This is a genomic window from Caenispirillum salinarum (genome assembly GCF_044803115.1).
Taxonomy (GTDB): Bacteria; Pseudomonadota; Alphaproteobacteria; order Rhodospirillales; family Rhodospirillaceae; genus Caenispirillum; species Caenispirillum salinarum_A.
In genome coordinates, this window is sequence record NZ_CP085224.1 from 1,586,924 (window position 1) to 1,610,375 (window position 23,452).

The window sequence follows — 23,452 nt, forward strand, 5'->3', positions numbered from 1 at the left end:
GGGGTTGCGCCCAGAGGCAAGCGTCGTACTATCAGGAGGAGACCGAACGGGCACAGGGCCCGCCCGGCCTCCTGCTAGGTTATCTTCAGGGTGATGAGAACGGCCATTCTCATCACCCTTATTTTCACCAGCAGGAAGAGACGCCTGCCTTTCAGCATCTGCCTTCTCCTCCTGAGTGCGGCGCGGCCGACACGGGATGCGCGGCCTGGCCGCAGACACATAGTGCCTGAGCTTCCCTTCCGCGCAACAACTTCAACGTGATTTTTCGCCCTGCGTGCGCCGGCCAAGGCTTGCGATGGAGGGGCGTTGGTGTACTATCAGGAGGAGACCGCACGGACCATCAAGGTCCGCACGGCCTCCTGCTTAGGTGATCTTCAGGGTGATGAGGAGTGCCATCCTCATCACCCTTATATTCACCAGCAGGAAGAGACGCCTGCCTTTCAGCATCTGTCCTCTCCTCCTGTGTGCGGTGCGGCCGACACAGAATGCGCGGCCTGGCCGCAGGCACATGATGCCAGGGCTACGCTTTGCCGCAACATCTTTTACGGGAATTCCCGATCCGCGAGCGGGCGCCTACGCCCGCTCCACGAACCCTGCCAGCACCTTCTTCAGCCCCGCCTTGTCGAACTGGACGGCCAGCTTGTCCTCGTCCTTGCGCTGGATGACGCCGTAGCCGAACTTCTGGTGGAAGACGCGCACGCCGACCGCCAGCCCTTCCTCGGCCTCGCGCGGTTTCACCGCGAAGGAGGTGCCGTTGCCGGGGATGATCTTGGCCGAGCGCTGGCGCCCGCCCCAGCCGTCTTCCCAGGCCCCGCCCCAGGCGCCGCCGCTTTCGGCGAAGCCGGCGCCGTAGAGGCCGGACTCGCTCTGGGCCTCCACGCAGTCGGGCGGCAGTTCGTCGATGAAGCGGCTGGGGATGGCGTTCACCCACTGCCCGAACACGCGGCGGCTGGCGGCGAAGCTGATGAAGACCCGTTTGCGCGCCCGCGTGATGCCGACATAGGCGAGCCGCCGTTCTTCCTCCAGCGCCGCCATGCCGCCTTCCTCGAGCGCGCGCTTGTGGGGGAAGATTTCCTCCTCCCAGCCCGGCAGGAAGACCACGTCGAATTCCAGGCCCTTGGCGGCGTGCAGGGTCATGAGCGTGACGCCCGGGTCCTCGGCGGCGCGGGCCTCGTTCTCCATGACCAGGCTGATGTGCTCCAGGAACTGGGTCAGGCCCTCGTAGGCCTCCACCGCGCCGTACAGCTCGTCCAGGTTTTCCAGGCGTCCCGGTGCTTCCGGAGACTTGTCGCGGCGCCACAACTCGGCGTAGCCGCTTTCCTCCATGAGCGTCTTGACCAGTTCGGGCAGGTCCATGACCGGGGCGAGCGACTTGAACCGCTCGATGGTTTCGCAGAAGTCGCGCAGCGCCGCCCGCGGCTTGGGCTTCAGCTCGTCGGTGTCGATGATCTCCAGCGCCGTCAGGTAGAGCGGCTTGCCCAGCGCCCGGGCGCTCATGTGCAGGGTCTGGATGGTGGCCTCGCCCAGGCCGCGCTTGGGCTTGTTGACCACGCGCTCGAACGCCAGATCGTCGTCGGGCGAGACCAGCAGGCGCAGGTAGGCGAGCGCATCGCGGATCTCCATGCGCTCGTAGAAGCGCGGGCCGCCGATGACGCGGTAGGGCAGGCCGGTGGTGATCAGCCGTTCCTCGAACTCGCGCGTCTGGAAGCCGGCGCGCACCAGCACCGCCATGCCCGACAGCGGTGCGCCCTTGGCCTGGAGGCTTTCGATCTCGTCGACCAGCCAGCGCGCTTCCTCGTCCGCCGACCAGACGCCGCGCACGCACAGCTTGGCTCCTGCGTCCTCCACGCCCGGCGCCCGAAGCTCCTTGCCCAGCCGTTCCTCGTTGTTGCGGATGAGGTGGCTGGCCGCCTTCAGGATGGTGGGGGTGGAGCGGTAGTTGCGCTCCAGCCGCACCACCTCGGCGCCCGGGAAGTCCTTCTCGAAACGCAGGATGTTGCCCACCTCGGCGCCGCGCCAGCTGTAGATGGACTGGTCGTCATCGCCGACGCAGCAGATGTTGCGGTGCTTGCGCGCGAGCAGCCGAAGCCAGAGGTACTGGGCGACGTTGGTGTCCTGGTACTCGTCGACCAGGATGTAGCGGAAGCGCTCCTGGTAGTCCTCCAGGATGTCGTGATGGGTCTGGAACAGGGTCACGCAGTGCAGCAGCAGGTCGCCGAAGTCGCAGGCGTTCAGTTCCAGAAGCCGCGCCTGGTAGGACTTGTAGAGCGCCAGGATGGAGCCGCCGCCGGCGGCGCGGGCGTCGTCGGCCGGCACCTTGTCGGGCGCGAGGCCCCGGTCCTTCCAGCGCTGGATGATCCCCATGACGGCCTGCGGCGGCCACTTCTTGCTGTCGATGTTCGCACCTTCCAGAAGCTGCTTCAAAAGCCGCATCTGGTCGTCGGTGTCCAGGATCAGGAAGCCGGACTTGAGCCCCACGGCCTCGGCATGGCGGCGCAGGATGCGGACGCAGACGGAATGGAAGGTGCCCAGCCACACGCTCTCCGCCGGTCCGCCGATCATGCCCGACAGGCGCTCGCGCATCTCCCGCGCCGCGCGGTTGGTAAAGGTGACCGCCAGGCACTGCCAGGGCTGCGCCATGCGCAGGTCGATGATGTGCGCCAGCCGCGTGGTCAGCACGCGCGTCTTGCCCGTGCCCGCGCCCGACAACACCAGCAGCGGACCGTCGATGGTGGTGACGGCCAGCCGCTGTTCGGGGTTCAGGTCGGCCAGCCACGGCGGCTCGCCCCCGCCGAAGGTGGCTTGCGCGGACGGAACGGTGGACGGCCCCGGCGGCGCCTGCGGCTCGTCGTCGAGGGAGAAGGGATCGGAAGGAGTCATGCGCGGACTATAACCAGAACGAAGGGCGGGCTCACGGAGAAATATGGGGTGGCCCGTGTCTGGTGTCAGCCGCGCATGTCAACACGACAGCCCGCCGCCGTTGTAGAACACTAGCAGCCCCCACTCACCCCACAGCGCAACCCCAGCCGCCAGCCCCGCCGCCAGAAGCACGGCGGCGAGGATGGTGGGGAGGCTGTGAGAGGGCGCGGCGGCCATGCTTACGTCAGCCCCGCCGCATCGGCCCGGCTGACGCTTTCGGCGGCGCGTTTGGCGGCGTCGGCAAGCTCATCCTGCCCGGCGCGGGTGAAGAGGGTCGCGGCGTGGTCGAACACCTTGCGGGCGTGCTTGGAACTGCGCCCCGCCTCGATCTCGCCGATCTCCATCAGCATCTCGGCCTCGCCTTCAAGGTGTCCGGCGGCCTGATAGAGCTTCTCGGCCTTGCGGAAGTGCTCGTAGGCGGACTCCTCGTTGCCCACCGAGCGCAGCAGCAGCGCCAGCGCGCCCGTCGCCTCCGCCTGGTCCAGGGCGTCGCCGTTCTCGTGGAACAGGCCGATGGCCTCCTCCAGCAGTTCGTGGGCGGTGTCGGGCTGGCCCATCATGTGGCGCAGGTGGCCCAGCGCCTTCATGGCGTGCGCCTCGCCCAGGCTGTCGCCGGCCTTGTTGTAGAGGGCGCGGGCGTGGGTGTAGTGCATCAGGGAATCGTCGTCGCGCTCCCGCGACTGGGCCAGGTGGCCGATCTGCATGTTGGCCAGCGCCTCGCCGCCCAGATCGCCGGCGGCGGAGAACAGCTCGATGGCGGACTGGAAGTATTCCAGAGCCTCGTCCGTCTTGTCCTCCAGCCGGTCCAGCAGGCCGAGCCGCATGAGCACCGACGCCTGGTGCCCCTGCTCGCCGGAAGGCGCCAGCAGGCGGCGGGCCTCCACATAGGCCTCGCGGGCGGCGGACAGGCGGTCGTCGTCCAGTTCGATGTCGCCCAGCAGGACCAGGGCCGAGGCCTCGCCCGCCGGGTCCTTGGCCTCGTGGTAGAACAGCCGCCCCCGGCGGGCGGCTTCGGCGGCGCGCTGGCGGTCACCCTCCACCCAGTGCGCTTCGGCCTCGTTGAGGGCTTCGGCGGCTTTCGTCTCGGGCATGGCGTCCTCCTGCGCGTTCGCGTCGTTTTCATTCGGCATGGTTCTGACAGTATAACGGAAAGATGCGCCGTGCGCTGCCATCGCGCACAATGCGGCCATGCATACGCCGAAGAGGAGGACGCCCGTGACCGCGCAACCCCACCAGGAAACCGTCAAGCCCGACTGGGTGGACTACAACGGCCACATGAACGTCGCCTACTACGTGCTGGCCTTCGACCACGCCACCGACACCTTTCTGGATTCGGTGGGGATGGATGCCGCCTGGCGGGAGCGCACCGGCAACTCCGTCTTCGTGGTGGAGGCGCATGTGACCTACGACCGCGAGGTGCACGAGGGCGACCCGCTGACCGTCCACAGCCGGCCGCTGGAGGTGGGCGGCAAGACGTTGCGCCTGTTCCACCGCATGAAGCACGGGACGGAAGGTTTCCTGGCCGCCACCAACGAGGTGATGATCCTGCACGTCGACATGGCCACCCGCCGCACCGCGCCCTGGCCCGATGACGTCCGCGCGGCGCTGGAGTCGGCCGTTGCCGCCTTCGACGCGCCGTGGCCGGAGCAGGCCGGCCGTGCCATCGGCAAGCGCTGAAAGCCGCGGCAGGCGGGGCTTTCCGGTTTTTTTACGGTTCCCACACGGCGCGGGGGTGACGTGGGCTTTCATCGGGCGTAAGACTAACGACATAGTGTGGGGCGTTTTGGGGAAGCCTGAGGGATGCAGTTCGCGCACAGCATGGAGCGCGCGGTGACCTGTGCGGTCACGGCGTTCGAGCGCATGAAGGCGCTGAAGGTCGCGCCGACGCCGAACAACTACGAGATGTGGTACGCCTATGTGGCCGACAGCCTGCCCGAGCTGCGGCAGGAGATCGACCACATGCTGGCGCGCGGCACGGCCTTCACGCCCGAGGTCTGTGAAAGCCTCTACCAGCGCCACATCGGCAGCCGCGACACCCGCGACGGCATCGACGACGCCTCGCGCCGCCTGCATGACACCATGACCTCGGTTGCGACGGCCGTGGGCACGGCCCAGGCCGGAGCGCAGGCCTACGGCCAGACGCTGGAGAGTTTTTCGGGCGCCATGCAGCACGGTGGCGACGGCGATCGGCTGGCGGCCATGCTGGCCGAGACCCGCCGCATGACCCAGCTGAACCGCAAGCTGGAGCAGAAGCTGAGCGCCAGCCGCAAGGAGGTGGAGGACCTGCGCCGGAACCTGGACACGCTGGAGGAAGAGGCCTCCACCGACGCGCTGACGGGCATCAGCAACCGCAAGATTTTCGACCGGGTGCTGACCGAGGAAAGCGCCAAGGCCCAGGCCAACGGCACGTTTCTCAGCCTGCTCATGGTCGACATCGACCACTTCAAGGCCTTCAACGACACCCACGGCCATCCGCTGGGCGATCAGGTGTTGAAGCTGGTGGCGCGCTCCATGGTCCAGTGCGTGCGCGAGAACGACACGACCGCGCGCTATGGCGGCGAGGAGTTCTCGGTCATCCTGCCCAACTGCACCATCACCGAGGCGTCGACCATCGCCGAGAAGATCCGCCGCACCGTGGCCGGCCGGCGTGTCATCAACCGCCGCACCAATCAGGACCTGGGCCGCGTGACGCTATCCGTGGGCGTGGCGGAAATGGCCCTGGGGGAGCCGCTGACCGGCTTCGTTCAGCGCGCTGACGAGGCCCTGTACGCGGCCAAGCGCACCGGCCGCAACCGCGTGGTGTCCCAGCGCGACCTGGAACGCGCGGACGCCGGCTGACGTCGCGCTCCGGTCGGCGTGCCGCGCGTTAGTCCGGGGATGCATCCGAAAGGCGAAACCGGTAAGGTTGGCGCGACCCTCAGGTTCGCCGGTGCCGTCGTTGAAGCTCAAGCCTAGCCAGATTCTGCTCCGCCTCCGCCGTCTCGTGCGCAACGACCAGTTGATCCTGGGCGGCCTGGCGCTGGTGGTGGGGCTGACGGTGGGCTTCGGCGTGGTGCTGTTCCGCGAGGCCATCGACCACATCCAGGCCCTTTATTACGGATCGCCCGACGAACACCTTGCATCGGTGGCTCGCGCCCTGCCGTGGTACTGGGTGATGCTGGCACCGGTGGTCGGTGGACTTGTCGTGGGCATTTTCTACAAGCTGCTCATGCCTGGGCGCCGGCCGCTGGGCATCCCGGAAGTGATCGAGGCAGCCGCCTTCAAGGGCGGGCGGATGCCCGTGCGGCCCGGCCTGATGGCGGTCGTGGGCGCGGCCCTGTCCCTGGGCGCCGGCGCCTCGGTGGGGCGCGAGGGGCCGGCGGTGACGCTGGGGGCCGCGGTCTCGGCCTGGCTGGCGGAGCGCCTGCACTTCGGCCGGTCGCTGTCGCGGGTGCTGCTGGGCTGCGGGGCGGCGGCGGCGGTGGCGGCCAGCTTCAATGCCCCCATCGCCGGCGTGCTGTTCGCCCACGAAGTGATCGTCGGCCACTACGCCATGCGGGCCCTGGCGCCGGTGGTGATTGCGTCCGTCACCGGCACGATGATGAGCCGCGGCTGGTTCGGCGACTTCCCGGCCTTCATGATCCCGACCATACACCAGGTGAACGTGTGGGAGTTCCCGGCCTTCGCGGGGCTGGGCATCCTGTGCGGCCTGGTGGCGCTGGTGTTCATGCACGGCATCGTCTGGGGCGAGAAGGCGGCCGAGCGCTCGCGCCTGCCGCGCTGGGCCCGTCCCGCCGCGGCCGGCCTGGTGCTGGGCGTGCTCGCCATCTGGTATCCCGAGGTTCTGGGGGTGGGCTACGAGGTCACCGACAACGCCTTGTCGGGCACGCTGCCGCTGTTGTTCCTGACCGCCTGCGCGGTGGCGAAGATCGTCGCAACGTCGGTGTCGCTGGGCTTCGGCTTCGGCGGCGGCGTCTTTTCGCCCAGCCTGGCGGTGGGGGCGCTGGTGGGCGGCGCCTTCGGGATCGTGGCGACCAGCGCCTTCCCGGAGTTGTCGTCGGGCAGCGGCGCCTATGCCGTGGTCGGCATGGGGGCGGTGTCCTCGGCGGTGCTGGGGGCGCCCATCTCGACGGTGCTGATCATCTTCGAGCTGACCAGCGACTACGGCCTGACCATCGCCGTGATGGTGGCCGTGGTGATCTCCAACGTGGTCACCGCGCAACTTGGCGGCATCACCAGCTGGTTCCACTGGTGCCTGGAGCGCCGGGGTCTGCGCATCGGCGGGCACGAGGTGCGGCTTCTGAAGACCCTGCGGGTGCGCGACGTGGTCAACCCGGACTGCCTGACGGTCCATCCCGGTACGCGGCTGAAGACCGTGCGCGAGTACCTCCAGCGCACGCCCTATGCGGAATTGTTCGTGGTGGAGCAGAAGGACGGCCGCTTCGTCGGCACCATCACGCTGGCCGACCTGTCGGAAGCGGCCTTCGACCCGGCGCTGGACGATCTGGTGAATGCGTCGGACGTCTGCCGTCGCGACGCCCCCTTGCTGGAAGCCGACGACAGCCTGGAGCGGGCGCTCAACACCATGCTCGACAGCAAGAAGGAGCATGTGGCCGTGGTGGCGCACGAGGAAACCCGCAAGTTCGTCGGCTGCGTCCACGAAAGCGAGGCCCTGCTGGCCTTCAACCGTGCGCTGATGGAGGCGCGGGCGGAGGAGCGCGGCGACCACAAGGGGCCGGCGACGCCGTTCTAGCCTTCGTCCGGATGCATCGCCGTCAGCCAATCCTGCCGTGCATGCAGCAGGCGCACGATCAGGATGCCGTCGTCGATGACGCGATACACGATAACGTGCGAGCGGTACGGATGGAGGCGGACCGGCGGGTCCACATCCAGCCGCTCCCGGGCGATCAGCGGCGCCTGATCGAGGACGTCGAGCGTGGCATCGAAGCCTTGTTTGTAGCGCACGGCCTGTTCCTCGCCGAACGTACGCCACGTGTAAGACAGAATGTCGTCAAGATCGTTCAGACGCTCGGTGACAGCCTAACCGTCATGTCTCGGCCTCTCCGCGCCCGCGCGCCGACGAACGTCCTCCCAGACGTCGTCGGTCGTCCGATCACTGATGCCGCTGTTGATGCCCTCCGTCACCAGGGCCTGAAGCTCGGCCAGTGCCGCCGCCCGCTCCTGGTCGCGGCGGATCAGGTCGCGGACGTAGTCGCTGGCATTGCTGTAGCGGCCGGTGCGGGCCTGGGCCTCGACCCAGTCCTTCATGGGATCGGGCAGGGAAACGTTCATGGTCGCCATGGCGGAACCTCCTTGGTTTCCTAGGATAATGGCAAAGTTTGCCAAACCTCTCAAGAGGGAGGCTCCGCCGTCGCGGCGATCAGCGGCCGATGGCCTGGCGCACCGCCGCCGCCACGTCGCTCGGTTCGACGCCCTTGGGCGGCACCTTGAAGCGGTAGCCGCGCTCGCCGCCGAAGCTGAACAGGCCGCCGCGGCGATCCACCGTCACCAGCACGTCCATGCCGCCGCCGGCGCCGGGACGGAAGGCGATCTCCACTTCCTCCACGCCCCAGTCACGGACGCTGGAGGGCTTGAAGTCAAACTCCTGGGTGAACGGCGGGGCGTGGCGCGGGTTGTGCTCCACCTCTACCTCGGCAATGCGGAAGCCGGCCATTTCCATGCCCTGGAACACCGACCGCATGGCGGCGTTGGGCAGGATGCGCACGGCGTCGCTGTCACGCGGGTCGATGGCCTGGGGCACGTCCAGGCGGGTGCGCAGCGCGGTCTTGGTGGGGCCGACGGACAGCGGCGCGAAGACCGGCACGTCCATGTCGAAGGGCAGCTCAAGCTCCTGCTTGGGCGCCACCTCGATGTCGGCGGCGGCACGGGCGGCGGCCACCTCGATTTCGGCATGGACCTTCTGGTCGTTGCGCGCCTCGACGATGCACCGGGTCATCAGTTCCAGCACGATGGCATCGATGCGCTGGGGCACGTCGCCGCCCTTGATTGTCACCACGCCCGAAAGCCGGCCGCCGGCCTCGATCTCCGGCTGGTCGACCAGCGTGTCGACCTTCATGCCGCCAATGCCGATGCTGGCGAGAACGTTCTTGAGCATGGTGATGTGCCTCCGCGTTGATAGCTGCGCTTCGCGCGCGGGCTGCCGCCCGCACCGGCTTGGGAAGCACAGCCTCCCAAACCCTCCGGCCTTTTGTCCATTGGAATTAGGGCAAACGGATGGCGGAGGATCGGGGGACCGGGGTCCCCCGAAGCCGTCGCGGTGCTAGACGTTGAAGTACTTCGCCTGCGGATGATGGCAGACCAGCGCGGACGTCGACTGCTCGGGGTGCATCTGGCCTTCCTCGGCCATCTGGATGCCGATGCGCTCCGCCCCCAGCAGGGCCAGCAGCTTTTCCTGGTCATACAGGTTGGGGCAGGCGGGATAGCCGAAGCTGAAGCGGCTGCCGCGGTATTCCTGCTTGAGCAGCTTCTCGATGTCGCGGCCTTCCTCGGACGCGAAGCCCAGTTCGGCGCGGATGCGCTTGTGGATGTATTCCGCCAGCGCCTCGGCCATCTCCACCGACAGGCCGTGCAGGTACAGGTAGTCCTGATAGCGGTTGTCGGCGAACCACTCGCGCGCCACGTCGGAGGCCTTCTGCCCCATGGTCACCACCTGGAAGCCGACCACGTCCCGCTCGCCCGAGTCGACGTCGCGGAAGAAGTCGGAGATGCAGATGCCGTCCTCGACGTTCTGGCGCGGGAAGTCGAAGCGGGTCAGCTCCGTCTCGCCGTCCTGGTCGAAGACGATCAGGCTGTTCTCGTGCGCGGCGGCCTTCCAGTAGCCGTAGATGGCCTGCGGCTGGAGGATCTGCTCCTTCTCGCACAGGTCGATCATGCGCGCGAGAATGGGGCGCACCTCCTGGTCGGCCCACTTCTTCCAGTCCGCCAGCGACCGGCCCTGCTTCTTGAAGCCCCACTGGAACTGATAGAGCATGGTCTCCGACAGGTACGGCACCAGCGCCTTGACGGGCACGCTCTCCACCACCTGCGGACCCCAGAACGGCGGTGTCGGCACCGGGGCCTTGGCGGCCAGCTCATGCCGGCGGGTCTTCACGGCCTCGAAGTCGACGGGGCGCTGGACCTGCTTGGCGGCCTCGGCCGCGATCTTGGCGGGGTTGCGGGTGGAGGGCTTGGACGCCCGCTTTTCCTGCGCCTTCTGCAAGTGCTCGTCGAAGCTCTTGTCGGCGATGCGCGCCATCAGGTTCAGGCCGTCGAAGGCGTCGCGGGCATAGGCCACGCGCTTGGCACCGTAGGCCTCCACGCAGTCGGTTTCCACGTAGTTCCGCGTCAGGGCGGCACCGCCCAGGATCACCGGGATGTCGAGGCCCTCGCGGGTCATCTCCTCCAGGTTCTCGCGCATGATGACGGTGGACTTCACCAGCAGGCCCGACATGCCCACCGCGTCGGCCTTGTGCTCCTTGGCCGCGGCGATGATGGAGGCGACGGGCTGCTTGATGCCCAGATTGATGACCTTGTAGCCGTTATTGGTCAGGATGATGTCCACCAGGTTCTTGCCGATGTCGTGGACGTCGCCCTTCACGGTGGCGAGCACCAGCGTGCCTTTCTCCTGGCCCTCGATCTTCTCCATGTGCGGCTCGAGCCACGCGACGGCGGCCTTCATGGTCTCGGCGGATTGCAGCACGAAGGGAAGCTGCATCTTGCCGGCGCCGAACAGCTCGCCGACCACCTTCATGCCGTCGAGCAGCAGGGTGTTGATGATCTCCAGCGGCGGGTACTTCTCCATCGCCTCGGCCAGATCCTCGTCGATACCCTTGCGGTCGCCGTCGATGATGCGCTCCTTCAGGCGCTCCTCGACCGTTTCCGGGCGGGTCTTCTCGACGGCCGCGACGGTGCGGTCCTTGAACTTGTCGATGAAGGCGTGCAGCGGGTCGTAGCCCTCGGCCCGGCGGTCGAAGATCAGGTCCTCGGCGGCCTTGACCTCCTCCTCGGGGATCTTGTGCAGCGGCATGATCTTGGAGACGTGCACGATGGCGCCCGTCATGCCGCGCTTGACCGCGTGGTCCAGGAACACGGAGTTGAGAACGTGTCGGCCGGCGGGCTTGAGGCCGAACGAGATGTTGGACAGCCCCAGGATGATCTGCGCGTCGGGGAGTTCCTTGGCGATCATCTCGATGGCGTCGAGTGTCTCCAGCCCCAGCTTGCGGTCGTCCTCGTTGCCGGTGCAGATGGTGAAGGTCAGCGGGTCGAACATCAGGTCCGACGCCGGCAGGCCGTGCTTGTTGACCGCGAAGTCGTACAGGCGCTTGGCGATCGCCAGCTTGGCCTCGGCCGTCTTCGCCATACCCTCTTCGTCGATGGTGAGCGCCACCACGGCGGCACCGAACTTCTTGGCCAGGCGAAGGCGGTCTGCGGCGTGCTCCTCGCCGTCCTCGAAGTTGATGGAGTTGATGATCGCCTTGCCGCCGTACAGCTTCAGCGCCGCTTCCAGCACCGGCGTTTCCGTGGAGTCGAACACCAGCGGCGCGTTGATGCCACCACGCATGCGCGTGACCACGTTGGTCATGTCGCGCACCTCGTCGCGGCCGACGAAGGCGGTGCAGACGTCCAGCGTGTGGCTGCCTTCCTTCACCTGGTCGCGGCCGACGCCGACGATGGCGTCCCAGTCCTCGGCCTCCTGAAGCTCGCGGAACTTCTTGGAGCCGTTGGCGTTGCAGCGTTCGCCGATGGACAGGAAAGCGTTTTCCTGGCGCATGTCGACGCGGCCGTACAGCGAGGCGACGCCCGGCGTCCAGTGCACCGTGCGCTTGACCACGTTGGGGCGCGCGTGGCTGCCGCCCAGGTCCTTCAGCATGGCGTCGACGGCGGCGGTGTGATCGGGATTGGAGCCGCAGCACGACCCGATCATGTTCACGCCGTCTTCCAGCACGAAACGCTTGTGCCAGTCTGCCAGCTCGCGCGGGGTCAGCGGATAGAAGGTGGCGCCGTCGCGCAGCTCCGGCAGGCCCGCGTTGGGCTGGAGGGTGATGGCGCGCGGCCAGTTCTCCTTCAGCCAGTTGACGTGCTCGGCCATTTCCTGCGGCCCGGTGGCGCAGTTCAACCCCAGGCTGTCGACGCCCATGGCCTCCATGATGGTGGCCGCGCCGGCGATGTCGGTGCCCACCAGCATGGTGCCTGTGGTCTCGACGGTGACCTGCACCAGGATGGGCATGGAGACGCCGGCCGCCTCGCGCGCGATCTTGGCGCCGTTGATGGCGGCCTTGACCTGCAGCGGGTCCTGCGCGGTCTCGATCAGGATGGCGTCGCAGCCGCCGGCGATCAGGCCCTTGGACTGGACGGCGAAGCCCGCCTCAAGGCTGTCGTAGTCGATGTGGCCCAGGCTGGGCAGCTTGGTCCCCGGCCCGATGCCGCCCAGCACGAAGCGCCGGCGCGTGTCGGAGAACTGCTCACAGGCCTCGCGGGCGATCTCCACCGAGCGCTTGTTCAACTCGAAGCACTGGTCCTGCAGCCCGAACTCGGCCAGCGTGATGGTGCTGCCGCCGAACGTGTTCGACTGCACCACGTCGGCGCCGGCTTCCAGGTACTTCGTGTGGATTTCGCGCACCACGTCGGGGCGGGAGCGGGTGAGGATTTCCGTGCAGTTCTCCTGCCCCTGGAAATCCTCCTCCACCGACAGGGACATGGCCTGGACAAGCGAGCCCATGCCGCCGTCGCACAGGAGAACGCGGTCGTGCAGGTGGTCGAGAAAGTCGGTCATGGCGCTATCGGTCTCTTCGGGCTGAAAGCTGGGACGATGCAAGGGGCGTTCGGTCAGGCCGAGGCGGGCGCCGGCTCGGCCGGCTCCGCCGCCTCGGCCTGGGCGCGGACGCCGAGAACGTGGCAGATGGCATAGGTCAGGTCGGCGCGGTTCAAGGTATAGAAGTGGAATTCCCGCGCCCCCTCGCTGACCAGCTTGCGCGCCGTCTCGATGGCGACGGTGGCGGCGATCAGCTTGCGGGTGGTGGGGTCGTCGTCCAGTCCCTCGAACAGCTTGTGCATCCATCCGGGCACGGTGGCGCCGCAGGCGGCCGAGAAGCGGCAGACGGTGCCGAAATTGGTCACCGGCAGGATGCCCGGCACCAGCGGCGCGGTAATCCCGGCCGCCGCCACGCGGTCGCGGAACCGCAGGAAGTCCTCGGGATTGAAGAAATACTGCGTGATGGCACGGCTGGCGCCGGCGTCGAGCTTGCGCTTGAGGTTGTCGATGTCGGCGTCCGCGCTCTGGGCCTCCGGGTGGATTTCCGGATAGGCGGCGACGGAGATCTCGAAGTCGGCGACCTTCTTCAGCCCTTCCACCAGGTCGGCGGCGTAGGCATAGCCGCCGGGATGGGGCACGTACTTCTCGCCCATGCCCTCGGGCGAGTCGCCGCGCAGGGCGACGATGTGGCGGATGCCGGCGTCCCAGTAGCGGCGGGCGACCTCGTCCACCTCTTCCTTTGTGGCGCTGACGCAGGTCAGGTGGGCGGCCGGCTCAAGGTTGGTCTTGTTGCGGATGTCGACCAGCGTCTCGTGCGTGCGCTCGCGGGTGGAGCCGCCGGCGCCGTAGGTGCAGGAGACGAACTTGGGATTAAGCGGCTCCAGGCGCTTGATGGCCGCCCAAAGGTTCTCCTGCATCTTCTCCGTCTTGGGCGGGAAGAATTCGAAGCTCACCTCGATGGGGCCCACGGGCGCCTCGGCCACGGGAAGGCCGGCGCGCAGGGCGTCAAGCGTGGTGTCGGCGTTGGTCACGGTCGACTCTCCTCTGAAACGGCCGGCACCTTGCGGGGCCCGGCGGTGTCGGTGGCGGCGGGCCGGGAGGCCTGCCACAGGGTGACGGTCAGCGGCGTGCCCGGCAGGTGCGCGACCGCGCCGGCGGTCAGGCCGACGGCGGCGCACCAGTCGAACACGTCCTTGTCGGAAAAGCCCAGGCGGCGGTGGTTGTGGGCCTGACGCAGCTCCTCCAGGTCGTGGGGCGCGAAGTCCACCACGACCAGGCGGCCGCCGGGGCGCAGCACGCGCGCAGCCTCGGCCAGGGCGTCGGCCGGGCGCTCGGCGTAGTGCAGGACCTGATGAACGACGACGCTGTCGAACGAGCCGTCGGCGACGGGCAACTGGTACATGTCGCCCAGCCGCACCATGCAGTTCGCCAGGCCCTCGCGGTCCAGCGAGGTGCGGGCGACCGACAGCATCTCGCGCGAGCGGTCGACGCCCACCGCGCGCTCCACATGCGGGCCGTAGAGGGTGAGGACCCGGCCGGTGCCGGTGCCGATGTCCAGAAGCTCGCCGGCCGACTCGGGCGGCAGAAGGGCCAGAAGCTGGCGCTCCACCTCGGCATCGTCGACATGCAGGCTGCGGATGCGGTCCCACTCGGCGGCATTGCGGCTGAAGTATTCGGCGGCCTCGGCGTCGCGTTCGGCGCGCAGCGACTCGAGCCGCGTGATGTCCAGGGCCAGCACCGGGTCCTGGTCGTCCAGCAGGCGGCTGATGGCGCGCGCCACGGCGGCGCCGGCACCGTCGTAGGCCAGCCGGTAGAACACCCAGGCGCCTTCGCGGAACCGCTCCAGCAGGCCGGCGTCGACCATCACCTTGAGATGGCGGGAGATGCGCGGCTGGCTCTGGCCCAGGATGCGGGTCATGTCGCTGACGGTCAGCTCGCCGCGGCTGCACAGGGCCAGCAGCCGCAGCCGGGTTTCCTCCCCGGCGCCGCGCAAGCCCGACAATACCGTTTCCAGCGGCTGGACCACCGTCGCTTTTCCCCGTTCGGCAAGAATGAGTGGCGCCGCTGCCGGCGCCTCGGATCATGATATAAAGATATCTTTATATGTTGTCCAGTGTGGAGTCGAGCCCCGGGCCGGCGACATGGCTGCGACATATTCGCCACGGCGGGCGGGGGACGCAGGGTAACTTGGTTTCAGGTTCTGGTATTTATCATGGTGATATGATACCAGCAGAACCGTGGGGCTGTTTTCGGCGGCGCCGCATTGGGGGGATCGGCAGGCAGCGCAGGAACGGCGTCGCCGCTCTTTGTTCGCATGCATGGTCTCCGTAAAGGGATTGTCAGAAGAAGAGCTGGACCGTATGCCGACCACCGTCATCAAGCGCCTTGCCGCCTGCGTCCTTGTCAGCGCCACGCTCACGGCCTGTGCCGTCACGCCCGGCGGCAACGACGCCTCGGTGCAGAGCATGCGGGACAACGACCCGCTGGAAACCTACAACCGCGCCATGTTCCAGGTGAACGACGCCGTCGACACCGTCCTGATCCGGCCGGTGGCGTGGACCTACAAGAACGTGGTGCCCGGCCACTTCCAGTACCAGATCGACAGCTTCCTGAACAATCTCAGCGCCCCCGTCGTGCTGGCCAACGACATCCTGCAGGGCGACCCGGACCGCGCCTTCAACACCTTCATGCGGTTCCTGCTGAACTCCACTTTCGGTCTGGCGGGCATCAACGACTTCGCGGCCGAGGCCGGTTTCCCGCGCCACGAGGAAGACTTCGGCCAGACGCTCGCCGTCTGGGGCGTGCAGGACGGTCCGTACCTGGTGCTGCCCATCCTGGGCCCCAGCAACCCGCGCGACACGATCGGCATGGTGGTCGACAGCTTCATGGACCCGTTCAACTACCTGGCGCGCGCCAACTCGGCCGAGGCGTTCCCGTGGGGCCGCCGCGTCGCCTCGGGCATCGACACCCGGGCCGAGCTGATCCCGCAATACAACAACCTGAAGGAAGAGTCGGTCGACTTCTACGCCACCATCCGCAGCGCCTACCGTCAGCGCCGGGCGGCGGAGATCGAGAACCGCACCGAGTCGAGTGACCTGCCGGAGTACGATTTCGGCAACGGCGCCATGGATGGTGCGGCCTTCGACGGCGACGCCTTCGACGCGCCGGCCGAGGAAACCCAGGAGGGCGGTCGGGCGCAATAGGCGCCCCGCCGCATCCCGGCCGCGCCCTGGGGCGTAATCCCTCGCACCGGACTGATTTCAGCTAAGGACCGACCATGATCCGCCGCTTCCTCGCGCCGCTCTTCCTGCTTCTGGCCGTCGCCGTGGTGGCCCAGCCGAACGCCGCCCGCGCCGAGATCACGCCCGAGCAGGGCATGGCCTTCATCGAGAACATCGCCAACAAGGGCATCAACGAAGTCATCGCCGCGGATGTGCCGCAGCAGGAAAAGACGCAGCGCTTCCGCGACATGTTCCTGGCCAATTTCGACACCGAGTCGACCGCCCGGTTCGTGCTGGGGCGCCATTCGCGCGGAGCCGATCCGGAGCAGCTCGACCGTTTCCAGAAGCTGTTCCGCGAATACAACGTGCTGATCTGGACGCGCCGCTTCGACGAGTACAACGGACAGGAACTCAAGGTCACCGGCACCCGCCCCGATGACGACAAGGGCCTGTTCGTCGAGAGCCAGGTGGTCAACACCGAGGGCGGCGAGCCCATCAACATCGTCTGGCGCCTGCGCGAGCGCGAGGGCGGCTCCAAGGTGGTCGACATCATCGTCGAGGGCGTGTCCATGGCGCTGACCTACCGTTCCGAATACGACTCGATCATCTCGCGGTCCGGCCTGTCGGGCCTGAACGACCAGCTGGCCCAGAAGGTGCAGGAGCTGAAGGGCGGCTGATCGACCGTCTCCCGATCCCGGCTTGCAAGGCCCGGTGCCGTCGGCGGTGCCGGGCCTTTTTGCGATCGGGTGGCGGACAGCGCCGGACCCGAGGGGCCTTCGGAGTAGGTCTTCAGGATGATGAACGGTGGTCGGCGGGGGACGTTCCTGCGACATGCACTGGCACTTTCGCAGCGCAACGTCCAAGAGAGGAGCGGCTCATGGTCACTACCATCGGCACCGAATCCAGCCTGACCAAACTGGTCGAGAACCTGATCCACCTGGAATACGACGCCATTGCGGCCTATGAGGCGGCCGTGGACCGCATCGACGACACCGCCGTCAAGGAAACCATGCGCGGCTTCCTCTCCGATCACCAGAACCACGTTCGGGCGCTCGGCGAGCTTTCGCGCGAACTGGGCGACACCCCGCCCACCGGCGGCGACGCCAAGCAGATGCTGACCAAGGGCAAGGTGGTGATGGCCGACATGGCCGGTGACAAGGCCATTCTCCAGGCCATGAAAACCAACGAGGACGACACCAACACCGCCTATGAACGCGCCGCCGGCCATGACGACGCGACGCCGGCGGCCAAGACCATGTTCGACGGCGCCCTGGCCGACGAGCGCCGTCACAAGGCGTGGATAGAGGAAACCATCGCGCGGCTGTAGGGCCGGCACCGGCACCGGCACAGACGGCGTAAGAAGGGCGGCGCGTGCGGGCGCCGCCCTTTCTTCGTCTGCATTAACGGCTGAGCACCAGCGTTGCCCAGGGGTCCAGCTTGTAGCGCTTTTCCAGCACCAGCCCCTGCATGCGGTAGGCCGACAGCACCATGCGTTCCTGCCGTTGCAGCAGGCCCGCCAGGATCACCTTGCCGCCGGGCGCCAGGTTGGCGGAGACGTCCTTGGCCATGCGCATGAGCGGGCGGGCCAGGATGTTGGCGAAGATCAGGTCGTAGGGGCCGCGGCGCTTCACGACACCCAGCTTGAAGCCGTCGCCGGCGTAGGAGGCCACGCGCGGGCCGACGGCGTTGCGCCGGGCGTTGAAGTCGGTCACCCGCACCGCCTCGGCGTCGATGTCCACCGCCGTGACCGGCGCGTTCACCGTCAGGGCGGCGGCGATGCCCAGGATGCCGGTGCCGCAGCCCATGTCCAGCACGTTGCGGAACGACCGGCGGCCGGTCAGTTCGTCCAGCGCCAGCAGGCAGCCGCGCGTGCTCTGGTGTTCGCCCGAACCAAACGCGGTGGCGGCGTCCACCAGCAGCGGAATGGTGCCGACAGGCGGCGGGTCCTCGTGGTGGCTGCCGTGGACGAAATAGCGGCCGGCGCGGATGGGCGGGAAGCTTTGCAGGTTCTCCGCCAGCCAGTTGCGCGGCTGCTCCCTGGCGATGGTCACCTCGGGCTCGGGAATGCCGGCCACCTTGGCGGCCAGGGCCACGGCGGCGACCACGGCCGGGCGGTCCGGCTCGCCCTCGCCGAAGCCGTCCAGGCGCCACAGGTCCTTGTCCGGGCCGTCCTGGATCTCGAAGGCGAGCACGGCGGTGGCGTGTTCCTCCAGCGCCGCCTCGAAGACAGGCACGGCCTCCTTGGGCACGGTCGCCTGAATGCGCCAGATGTCTGCGGAATCCTTGGCCGTCATGGGTCGCCTGAAACTCTCGTGGTGGGGAGGGTCGCGCCTTCCTAGCAGAGGCGGGGCCGAAAGTCATGCGCGCCGCGCAATGCCGCGGCGCACAAACCCGCCACCACTTCCGGTCGGAGGCGCCTATAGTCCCTTACGGAATTGATGCCTTCCCCCCAAGCACAGCGCCCCGTTCCCGGCGGGGCCGAAGAGAGCAGACATGAGCACGCAGACCGAATACCACGTTCCCGACTTCGACGAGATCCGCGCCTACGAGCGCCGTGCGCACGAGATGCGCGCCCAGGAATGCAGCCGCATGATGCGCGGCGCGCTGGCCTGGCTGCGCGAGGTGCTGCATATCGGCGGCCACCACGGCGCCCACGCCGCGCACTGACGTTTCCGATCCCCTGCCGGCCTCATCCCGGTTCGAGGTCGCCGGGGTCTCCCCCGGTGGGTGATCGCCTGAAGGACCCGCCGTCCGTCTTGCCCGTCCCCTTGGGCTGGTCGGAGGGCGGGTCTTTTCACGCCTGCGCTTCGCCGGCCACGGGCTCGGCGGCCGGTTGCCGCACCACCCGGCGTTCGTCGATGGGCCAATGCAGGGCGGCGGCGGTCAGCGCCAGCACCACGCCGGCCCACCACACCACGTCGTAGCTGCCCGTGGCGTCATAGAGCGCGCCGCCCAGCCACACGCCCAGGAACGCCCCCAGCTGGTGGCCCAGGAAGACGATGCCGAACAGCGTCGCCATGTAGCGCGGGCCGAAAATCTGCGCCACCAGTCCCGACGTGGCGGGCACCGTCGACAGCCACAACAGGCCCATGGCGGCGGAAAACAGCAGCACGGTCGTGGCCGAGATCGGCACCAGCAGGAACAGGGCGATGATGATCGCCCGTCCGAAATAGATGCCCGACAGCACCATCTTTTTGCTGAACCGGCCCGAGAGAATGCCGGACGTATAGGCGCCGATCACGTTGAACAGCCCCACCAGCCCCAGCGCCCAGGCGCCCAGCGCCGGGCTCAGGCCCTTGTCCACCAGATAGGCGGGCAGGTGAACTTGGATGAAGGCGACGTGGAAGCCGCAGACGAAAAAGCCCAGGAACAGCAGGACGTATCCCTTGTGGGCGGCGGCCTCCTTCAGCGCGGCACCCAGGGTCTGCTCCATTTCCGCCACCGCTGCCGCGCCGACGCCGCCCTTGCCCGATCCGGGCTTGCCGCGCAGGGCCGGGGCGAGCAGCGCGATCAGCAGCGCGAACAGCGCCAGCAGCACCAGCGCCGTCTGCCAGCCGTATTCCGCGATGAACCCCTGGCCCAGCGGCACCATGAGGAACTGGCCGAGCGATCCGGTGGCCGTCCCCAGCCCCAGCACCCAGGACCGCCGGTCCTCCGGCACGTTGCGCGCCATGGCCGACAGCGCGATGGCGAAGGAGGACCCCGCGAGCCCCAGCCCGACGATGAACCCGCCGGTCACGGTGATGGCAAGCGGCGTCGAGCTGACCGCCATCAGCGCCGTTCCCGCCGCATAGAGGACGCCGCCGGCCACCAGGACGCGGGCGGTGCCGTAGCGGTCGGCGATGGCGCCGGCAAACGGCTGGCCCAGGCCCCACATGAGGTTCTGCACGGCGATGGCGACGGAGAACACTTCGCGCCCCCAGTCGTGGGCGGCGCTCATGGGCTCCAGGAACAGGCCGAAGCCCGAACGCACGCCGAAGTTCAGCAAGCCCACCAGGCAGCCGGCGACGATCACCAGCCACACTGCGGGCGGCAGTCCGGCGACGGTTGGGCGGTCGGGGGCGGCGGACGACATGGACGGAACTCCCGGCATTGGTGTTCAGCCCATACTACGGATGCGATGGCCTTCCGCCATGGCCGTTCAAGCGGCGTAGGAGGGTGCCAATGCGAGTCATTCGCCATCGGCCGTCGGCGCCGCTTCCACCAGCTTTAGCAGGGTCTCCAGCCGGTCGGCCTCGGCGTGGGGCTTGTCCCAGCGGATGCGGCTGATGCGCGGAAAGCGCATGGCGAGGCCCGACTTGTGGCGGGGGCTCGGGTGGACGCTGTCGAACGCCACCTCGAACACCAGCCCCGGCGTCACGGCGCGCACCGGACCGAAGCGGTCTGTGGTGTTGGCGCGCACCCAGCGGTCGATCCGGCGCAATTCTTCGTCGGTGAAGCCGAAGTACGCCTTGCCAACGGGCACCAGTTCATCCTCCCGCCAGACGCCGAAGGTGTAGTCGCTGTAGAAGCTGGACCGCTTGCCGTGCCCGCGCTGGGCGTAGAGCAGCACCGCGTCGACCGTCAGCGGGTCGCGCTTCCACTTGAACCACGGCCCCTTGGGGCGGCCGGGAACGTAGGTGCTGTCCCACCGCTTGAGCATGAGCCCTTCCACGCCGCGCGCCCGCGCCTCGTCGCGCAACTCCGCCATCCGGCTCCAGTCATTCAGCGGGATGAGGGGGGAGAGGTCGAAACGGTCGCGCGGCGTGCCGAACAGGGCCTCCAGCCGCGCGCGGCGGTGGCGGAAAGGGTGCTCGCGCAGGTCCTCCGGCCCCTCCTGGAGCAAATCATAGGCGCGCACGAAGGCCGGGTACTTGCGCAGCATGGCAGCCGAGACGGTCTTGCGGTTGAGGCGCTGTTGCAGGTGGTTGAAGGGCGCAGGCTCGCCGCCGGCGTCCATCACCAGCAGTTCGCCGTCCAGCGCGCCGTCAAAGTCGGCGGCCTCCACCACGTCGGGGAAGGCGTGGGTGATGTCGTCGCCCGAGCGCGCGAAGATGCGCGTCTCGCCGAAGCGCCGGGCCACCTGCACGCGGATGCCGTCCCACTTCCATTCCACGGCATAGTCGGTGGGGTTAAGCGCCGGCATGTCCGTTTCCTCCAGCGGGTTCGCCAGCATGAAGGGGCGGAAGGCCGGCATGTCGCGGACTTCCGGTTTCGGCCCGCCGGCGGCCCAGGCGAACAGGGGCTCATAGGGCGGCTGGACGCAGGGCCAGGCTTCCTCCACGTCGTTGAGCGGCAGGTTCGCCCAGCCCGCGAAGGCGGTGCGCGCGAGCCGCCCGGAGACGCCGACGCGCAGGCCCCCGGTGATGAGCTTCAGCAGCGCCCAGCGTCCCGTCGCGTCCAGCCGGTCGAGCCAGCCGGCCAGAAGCTCGGGGATGCGGGTGCGCGGGGCGGCCATGAGGGTGTCGATCACCTCCCACAGTGGCGGCGGGTCCTCTGGCGTGTCCTCCGGCCCCTGCCACATGAGCGCCAGGGTTTCGGCCAGATCCCCTACGTAATCGTAGGAGAGGTAGAACAGCACCGGGTCACAGCGCGCCTCCGCCAGTTCGCGGATGGCCTTGGGCTTGGCGGTGCCGAGGTCCAGTTCGCCGGTCAGCGCGGCCAGGCCGTAGCCGCGATCGGGGTCGGGGGCATGGGCCAGATAGTCCTCGATCAGCCGCAGCTTGCCGTTGCGGCTGGGCATGGTGACGAGGCCGTCGAGAAGGTCCGCGAAGCGCTGCATGGCCGTCAGCCGCCCCCGCCGGTGGCGTCGGCCGGGTCTTCCTCGTAGCCCTCGATATACAGCGCCTCGGCGTGCAGGCCCCTGGTCTTGGCGAAGTGGACCAGGGCGTCCTCCAGCCCGTGGGTCACCCAGATTTCCCCGGCCTGGACCTCCTGGATGGTGGTCGTCAGTTCATCCCAGTCGGCGTGGTCCGACAGGATCAGCGGCAGTTCCACACCCTTCTGCCGCGCCCGCCCGCGCACCCGCATCCAGCCCGAGGCGACGGCGGTCACGGGGTCGGGCAGGCGGCGGCTCCAGCGGTTTTGCAGCGCGGCCGGCGGGGCCATGACGATTTCGCCCTTCATGTCGGCCTTGTTCGCATCCGTTGCGGAACGGGTCTCGCCCAGGTCGACGCCGTGGGCCCGGTAGAGATCGACGAGGTTTTGCAAAGCCCCGTGCAGCCAGATCGGGCGATCGTAGCCGGCCTTGCGCAACAGCGCGATCACCCGCTGCGCCTTGCCCAGCGCATAGGCGCCGACCAGGTGCGCGCGGTCGGGGAACAGGCGCAGGCTGTCCAGCAGCTTGGCGATCTCGTGCCCGTCGTCGGGGTGGCGGAAGACGGGCAGGGCGAAGGTGGCCTCGGTGACGAACACGTCGCAGGGCACCACCTCGAAGGCCGCGCACGTCGGGTCGGGGCGGCGCTTGTAGTCGCCGGAGACGACGACGCGCGAGCCGCCGTACTCCATGACGATCTGTGCCGAACCCAGCACATGTCCGGCGGGGACGAGACGCACGGAGACATCGCCGATGCGCCGCGTCTCGCCGTAGGGCAGGGCGTCGGCGCCGTCCAGCGAGCCGCCGTTGCGGGCAGCCATGATCGCCAGCGTCTCGGGTGTGGCCAGCGTGGCGCCGTGGCCGGGGCGGGCGTGGTCGGCGTGTCCGTGGGTGACCACCGCGCGCGGCACGGGGCGGAGCGGGTCGATATGGAAATCGCCGGGCTCAATGTAGATGCCCTGGCGGGTGACGGAGATCCAGTCGCGCGGGTGCATGGGCATGGATGTTTGGCGCAGGGGCGCCGGCGTCAAGCCTCAGGCGTCGACGGGGCCGATGCGCGGGCTCCAATCCTCCACGGCATTCCGCTCCAGGCGCTTGGCGGCGATCTTGCGCCAGCCCTTGGCCAGTTCGGGAAGGCCGGCGATGGCCTCCAGGTCCGCGCGGTTCAGCGTGTCGACGTAGAGCACATGCAGGATGCGGGCGAGGGTCCAGTCCGGGTTCGGGCGGGCCTCCAGCACCAGCCGGTCGCCCGGTGCGACCATGCCCGGCTCCAGCACGCGGTAGTACCAGCCGGACCGGCCGGTGTCCTGCACCTGTTTCGCCATGTCCTTGCGGTCGAAGCGCTGGTTGAGCTTGCTGCACGGCTGGCGCCCCTGGCTCACCTGCACGCGCGCGGTGCCCAGCCGGAAGACGTCGCCGGCGCAAACGGTTTCTTCCGTGATGCCGCTGGTGGAAATGTTCTCGCCGAACGCCCCCACCTCGGCCAGGAACGACGGCGCCGGGGCGAGGTCGGTGATCCAGGCGGCATAGTGGTCGCGGGGATAGTGGTGGATGGCCTTGTCCGCGTCGCCGTGGACGGTCGGGTCGCCCACCTGGTCGCCGGCGAGACCCTCAGGCGTCACCGCCACAGGCTCAGAAACCGGGTAGCGCGCGGCAATGGAACTGGTGTTGCCCTTGGGCCCGAAGGCGCGGGGGGTGCCGGTCAACACGGCGTCGATGCGGATGTCGGTCATGGTCTGGATGCCTTGTGAAGCCCGTATGGAAGATGGGGCCGGGGCTGAAGAAGGT

General features: G+C 68.4%; 20 protein-coding genes. 7 read left to right on the top strand and 13 right to left on the bottom strand.

The features are described 5' to 3' along the window. Window positions 1-573: 573 nt before the first annotated feature. Window positions 574-2,880, bottom strand: coding sequence for an ATP-dependent helicase (locus LG334_RS07190; protein WP_404384694.1), 2,307 nt, complete (start codon window positions 2,878-2,880; stop codon window positions 574-576). 218 nt (window positions 2,881-3,098) lie between these two features. Beyond that, window positions 3,099-4,010 carry a tetratricopeptide repeat protein gene (locus tag LG334_RS07195; protein ID WP_404384696.1) on the bottom strand — a complete coding sequence of 304 codons (912 nt, stop codon included), beginning with the start codon at window positions 4,008-4,010 and terminating at the stop codon, window positions 3,099-3,101. 124 nt (window positions 4,011-4,134) lie between these two features. Here LG334_RS07195 and LG334_RS07200 point away from each other — a divergent pair, with 124 nt between their 5' ends. The 3 genes from LG334_RS07200 to LG334_RS07210 all read left to right on the top strand — a co-directional run bounded on the left by LG334_RS07200 (window position 4,135) and on the right by LG334_RS07210 (window position 7,651). After that, window positions 4,135-4,596 (top strand): thioesterase family protein, encoded by a 462-nt coding sequence (locus tag LG334_RS07200; RefSeq protein ID WP_404384698.1) that lies wholly within the window; start codon window positions 4,135-4,137, stop codon window positions 4,594-4,596. A 123-nt stretch (window positions 4,597-4,719) separates the two neighbouring features. After that, on the top strand, window positions 4,720-5,757 hold the full coding sequence (locus LG334_RS07205; RefSeq protein WP_404384700.1) for a GGDEF domain-containing protein: 1,038 nt from the start codon (window positions 4,720-4,722) through the stop codon (window positions 5,755-5,757). Between the two features lie 100 nt (window positions 5,758-5,857). Beyond that, on the top strand, window positions 5,858-7,651 hold the full coding sequence (locus tag LG334_RS07210; protein WP_404384702.1) for a chloride channel protein: 1,794 nt from the start codon (window positions 5,858-5,860) through the stop codon (window positions 7,649-7,651). On the opposite strand, the gene LG334_RS07215 is transcribed toward LG334_RS07210, so the two are convergent. The 6 genes from LG334_RS07215 to LG334_RS07240 form a co-directional block, all read right to left on the bottom strand. Then, window positions 7,648-7,863, bottom strand: a complete 216-nt coding sequence (locus LG334_RS07215; RefSeq protein WP_404384704.1) for a type II toxin-antitoxin system RelE/ParE family toxin — start codon at window positions 7,861-7,863, stop codon at window positions 7,648-7,650. The two genes, LG334_RS07210 and LG334_RS07215, sit on opposite strands and share 4 nt — an antisense overlap. Before the next feature lie 75 nt (window positions 7,864-7,938). Beyond that, entirely contained in the window at window positions 7,939-8,199 is a 261-nt protein-coding gene (locus LG334_RS07220) for a type II toxin-antitoxin system ParD family antitoxin (RefSeq protein ID WP_404384706.1), read from the bottom strand. 79 nt (window positions 8,200-8,278) lie between these two features. Then, window positions 8,279-9,013, bottom strand: a complete 735-nt coding sequence (locus LG334_RS07225; RefSeq protein ID WP_404384708.1) for a sporulation protein — start codon at window positions 9,011-9,013, stop codon at window positions 8,279-8,281. A gap of 165 nt (window positions 9,014-9,178) precedes the next feature. Continuing rightward, window positions 9,179-12,670 (bottom strand): methionine synthase, encoded by a 3,492-nt coding sequence (gene metH / locus LG334_RS07230; protein ID WP_404384710.1) that lies wholly within the window; start codon window positions 12,668-12,670, stop codon window positions 9,179-9,181. 53 nt (window positions 12,671-12,723) lie between these two features. Then, window positions 12,724-13,680 carry a methylenetetrahydrofolate reductase gene (metF, locus tag LG334_RS07235; protein WP_404384712.1) on the bottom strand — a complete coding sequence of 319 codons (957 nt, stop codon included), beginning with the start codon at window positions 13,678-13,680 and terminating at the stop codon, window positions 12,724-12,726. Beyond that, a complete protein-coding gene (locus LG334_RS07240) occupies window positions 13,677-14,675 on the bottom strand; it encodes an ArsR/SmtB family transcription factor (RefSeq protein WP_404384714.1) in 999 nt (332 codons plus the stop codon). The genes metF and LG334_RS07240 overlap by 4 nt, the downstream gene beginning before the upstream one ends. A gap of 334 nt (window positions 14,676-15,009) precedes the next feature. Between LG334_RS07240 and LG334_RS07245 the strand changes: the two genes are divergently transcribed. The 3 genes from LG334_RS07245 (at window position 15,010) to LG334_RS07255 (ending at window position 17,197) form a co-directional block, all read left to right on the top strand. Next, on the top strand, window positions 15,010-15,852 hold the full coding sequence (locus tag LG334_RS07245) for a VacJ family lipoprotein (protein ID WP_404384716.1): 843 nt from the start codon (window positions 15,010-15,012) through the stop codon (window positions 15,850-15,852). Window positions 15,853-15,926: 74 nt separating this feature from the next. Beyond that, window positions 15,927-16,547: a phospholipid-binding protein MlaC gene (locus LG334_RS07250; RefSeq protein ID WP_404384718.1), complete on the top strand. Its 621-nt coding sequence runs from the start codon at window positions 15,927-15,929 to the stop codon at window positions 16,545-16,547. A 200-nt stretch (window positions 16,548-16,747) separates the two neighbouring features. Continuing rightward, entirely contained in the window at window positions 16,748-17,197 is a 450-nt protein-coding gene (locus tag LG334_RS07255) for a DUF2383 domain-containing protein (RefSeq protein ID WP_404384720.1), read from the top strand. A gap of 73 nt (window positions 17,198-17,270) precedes the next feature. Here LG334_RS07255 and LG334_RS07260 read toward each other — a convergent pair whose 3' ends face one another. Further along, window positions 17,271-18,164: a 50S ribosomal protein L11 methyltransferase gene (locus LG334_RS07260; RefSeq protein ID WP_404384722.1), complete on the bottom strand. Its 894-nt coding sequence runs from the start codon at window positions 18,162-18,164 to the stop codon at window positions 17,271-17,273. 199 nt (window positions 18,165-18,363) lie between these two features. On the opposite strand from LG334_RS07260, the gene LG334_RS07265 reads away from it, so the two are divergent. Beyond that, entirely contained in the window at window positions 18,364-18,537 is a 174-nt protein-coding gene (locus LG334_RS07265; RefSeq protein ID WP_404384724.1) for an RSP_7527 family protein, read from the top strand. 127 nt (window positions 18,538-18,664) lie between these two features. Here LG334_RS07265 and LG334_RS07270 read toward each other — a convergent pair whose 3' ends face one another. The 4 genes from LG334_RS07270 to LG334_RS07285 all read right to left on the bottom strand — a co-directional run bounded on the left by LG334_RS07270 (window position 18,665) and on the right by LG334_RS07285 (window position 23,397). Continuing rightward, window positions 18,665-19,945 (bottom strand): MFS transporter, encoded by a 1,281-nt coding sequence (locus LG334_RS07270; RefSeq protein WP_404384726.1) that lies wholly within the window; start codon window positions 19,943-19,945, stop codon window positions 18,665-18,667. Between the two features lie 96 nt (window positions 19,946-20,041). Beyond that, the gene (locus LG334_RS07275) at window positions 20,042-21,631 is read right to left on the bottom strand and encodes a cisplatin damage response ATP-dependent DNA ligase (RefSeq protein WP_404384728.1); all 1,590 of its coding nucleotides are present in this window, start codon (window positions 21,629-21,631) and stop codon (window positions 20,042-20,044) included. 5 nt (window positions 21,632-21,636) lie between these two features. After that, window positions 21,637-22,659, bottom strand: coding sequence for a ligase-associated DNA damage response exonuclease (locus LG334_RS07280; RefSeq protein ID WP_404386321.1), 1,023 nt, complete (start codon window positions 22,657-22,659; stop codon window positions 21,637-21,639). 39 nt (window positions 22,660-22,698) lie between these two features. Continuing rightward, entirely contained in the window at window positions 22,699-23,397 is a 699-nt protein-coding gene (locus LG334_RS07285; protein WP_404384730.1) for an MOSC domain-containing protein, read from the bottom strand. Between the last annotated feature and the right edge of the window lie 55 nt (window positions 23,398-23,452).

Coding starts and splice junctions, on each gene's coding strand:
- metH (WP_404384710.1), bottom strand. CDS start 12,670: ATGACCGACTTTCTCGACCACCTGCACGACCGCGTTCTCCTGTGCGAC.
- LG334_RS07195 (WP_404384696.1), bottom strand. CDS start 4,010: ATGCCCGAGACGAAAGCCGCCGAAGCCCTCAACGAGGCCGAAGCGCAC.
- LG334_RS07275 (WP_404384728.1), bottom strand. CDS start 21,631: ATGCAGCGCTTCGCGGACCTTCTCGACGGCCTCGTCACCATGCCCAGC.
- LG334_RS07220 (WP_404384706.1), bottom strand. CDS start 8,199: ATGGCGACCATGAACGTTTCCCTGCCCGATCCCATGAAGGACTGGGTC.
- LG334_RS07255 (WP_404384720.1), top strand. CDS start 16,748: ATGGTCACTACCATCGGCACCGAATCCAGCCTGACCAAACTGGTCGAG.
- LG334_RS07280 (WP_404386321.1), bottom strand. CDS start 22,659: ATGCACCCGCGCGACTGGATCTCCGTCACCCGCCAGGGCATCTACATT.
- LG334_RS07260 (WP_404384722.1), bottom strand. CDS start 18,164: ATGACGGCCAAGGATTCCGCAGACATCTGGCGCATTCAGGCGACCGTG.
- LG334_RS07245 (WP_404384716.1), top strand. CDS start 15,010: ATGCCGACCACCGTCATCAAGCGCCTTGCCGCCTGCGTCCTTGTCAGC.
- LG334_RS07285 (WP_404384730.1), bottom strand. CDS start 23,397: ATGACCGACATCCGCATCGACGCCGTGTTGACCGGCACCCCCCGCGCC.
- LG334_RS07190 (WP_404384694.1), bottom strand. CDS start 2,880: ATGACTCCTTCCGATCCCTTCTCCCTCGACGACGAGCCGCAGGCGCCG.
- LG334_RS07270 (WP_404384726.1), bottom strand. CDS start 19,945: ATGTCGTCCGCCGCCCCCGACCGCCCAACCGTCGCCGGACTGCCGCCC.
- LG334_RS07205 (WP_404384700.1), top strand. CDS start 4,720: ATGCAGTTCGCGCACAGCATGGAGCGCGCGGTGACCTGTGCGGTCACG.
- LG334_RS07265 (WP_404384724.1), top strand. CDS start 18,364: ATGAGCACGCAGACCGAATACCACGTTCCCGACTTCGACGAGATCCGC.
- LG334_RS07225 (WP_404384708.1), bottom strand. CDS start 9,013: ATGCTCAAGAACGTTCTCGCCAGCATCGGCATTGGCGGCATGAAGGTC.
- LG334_RS07250 (WP_404384718.1), top strand. CDS start 15,927: ATGATCCGCCGCTTCCTCGCGCCGCTCTTCCTGCTTCTGGCCGTCGCC.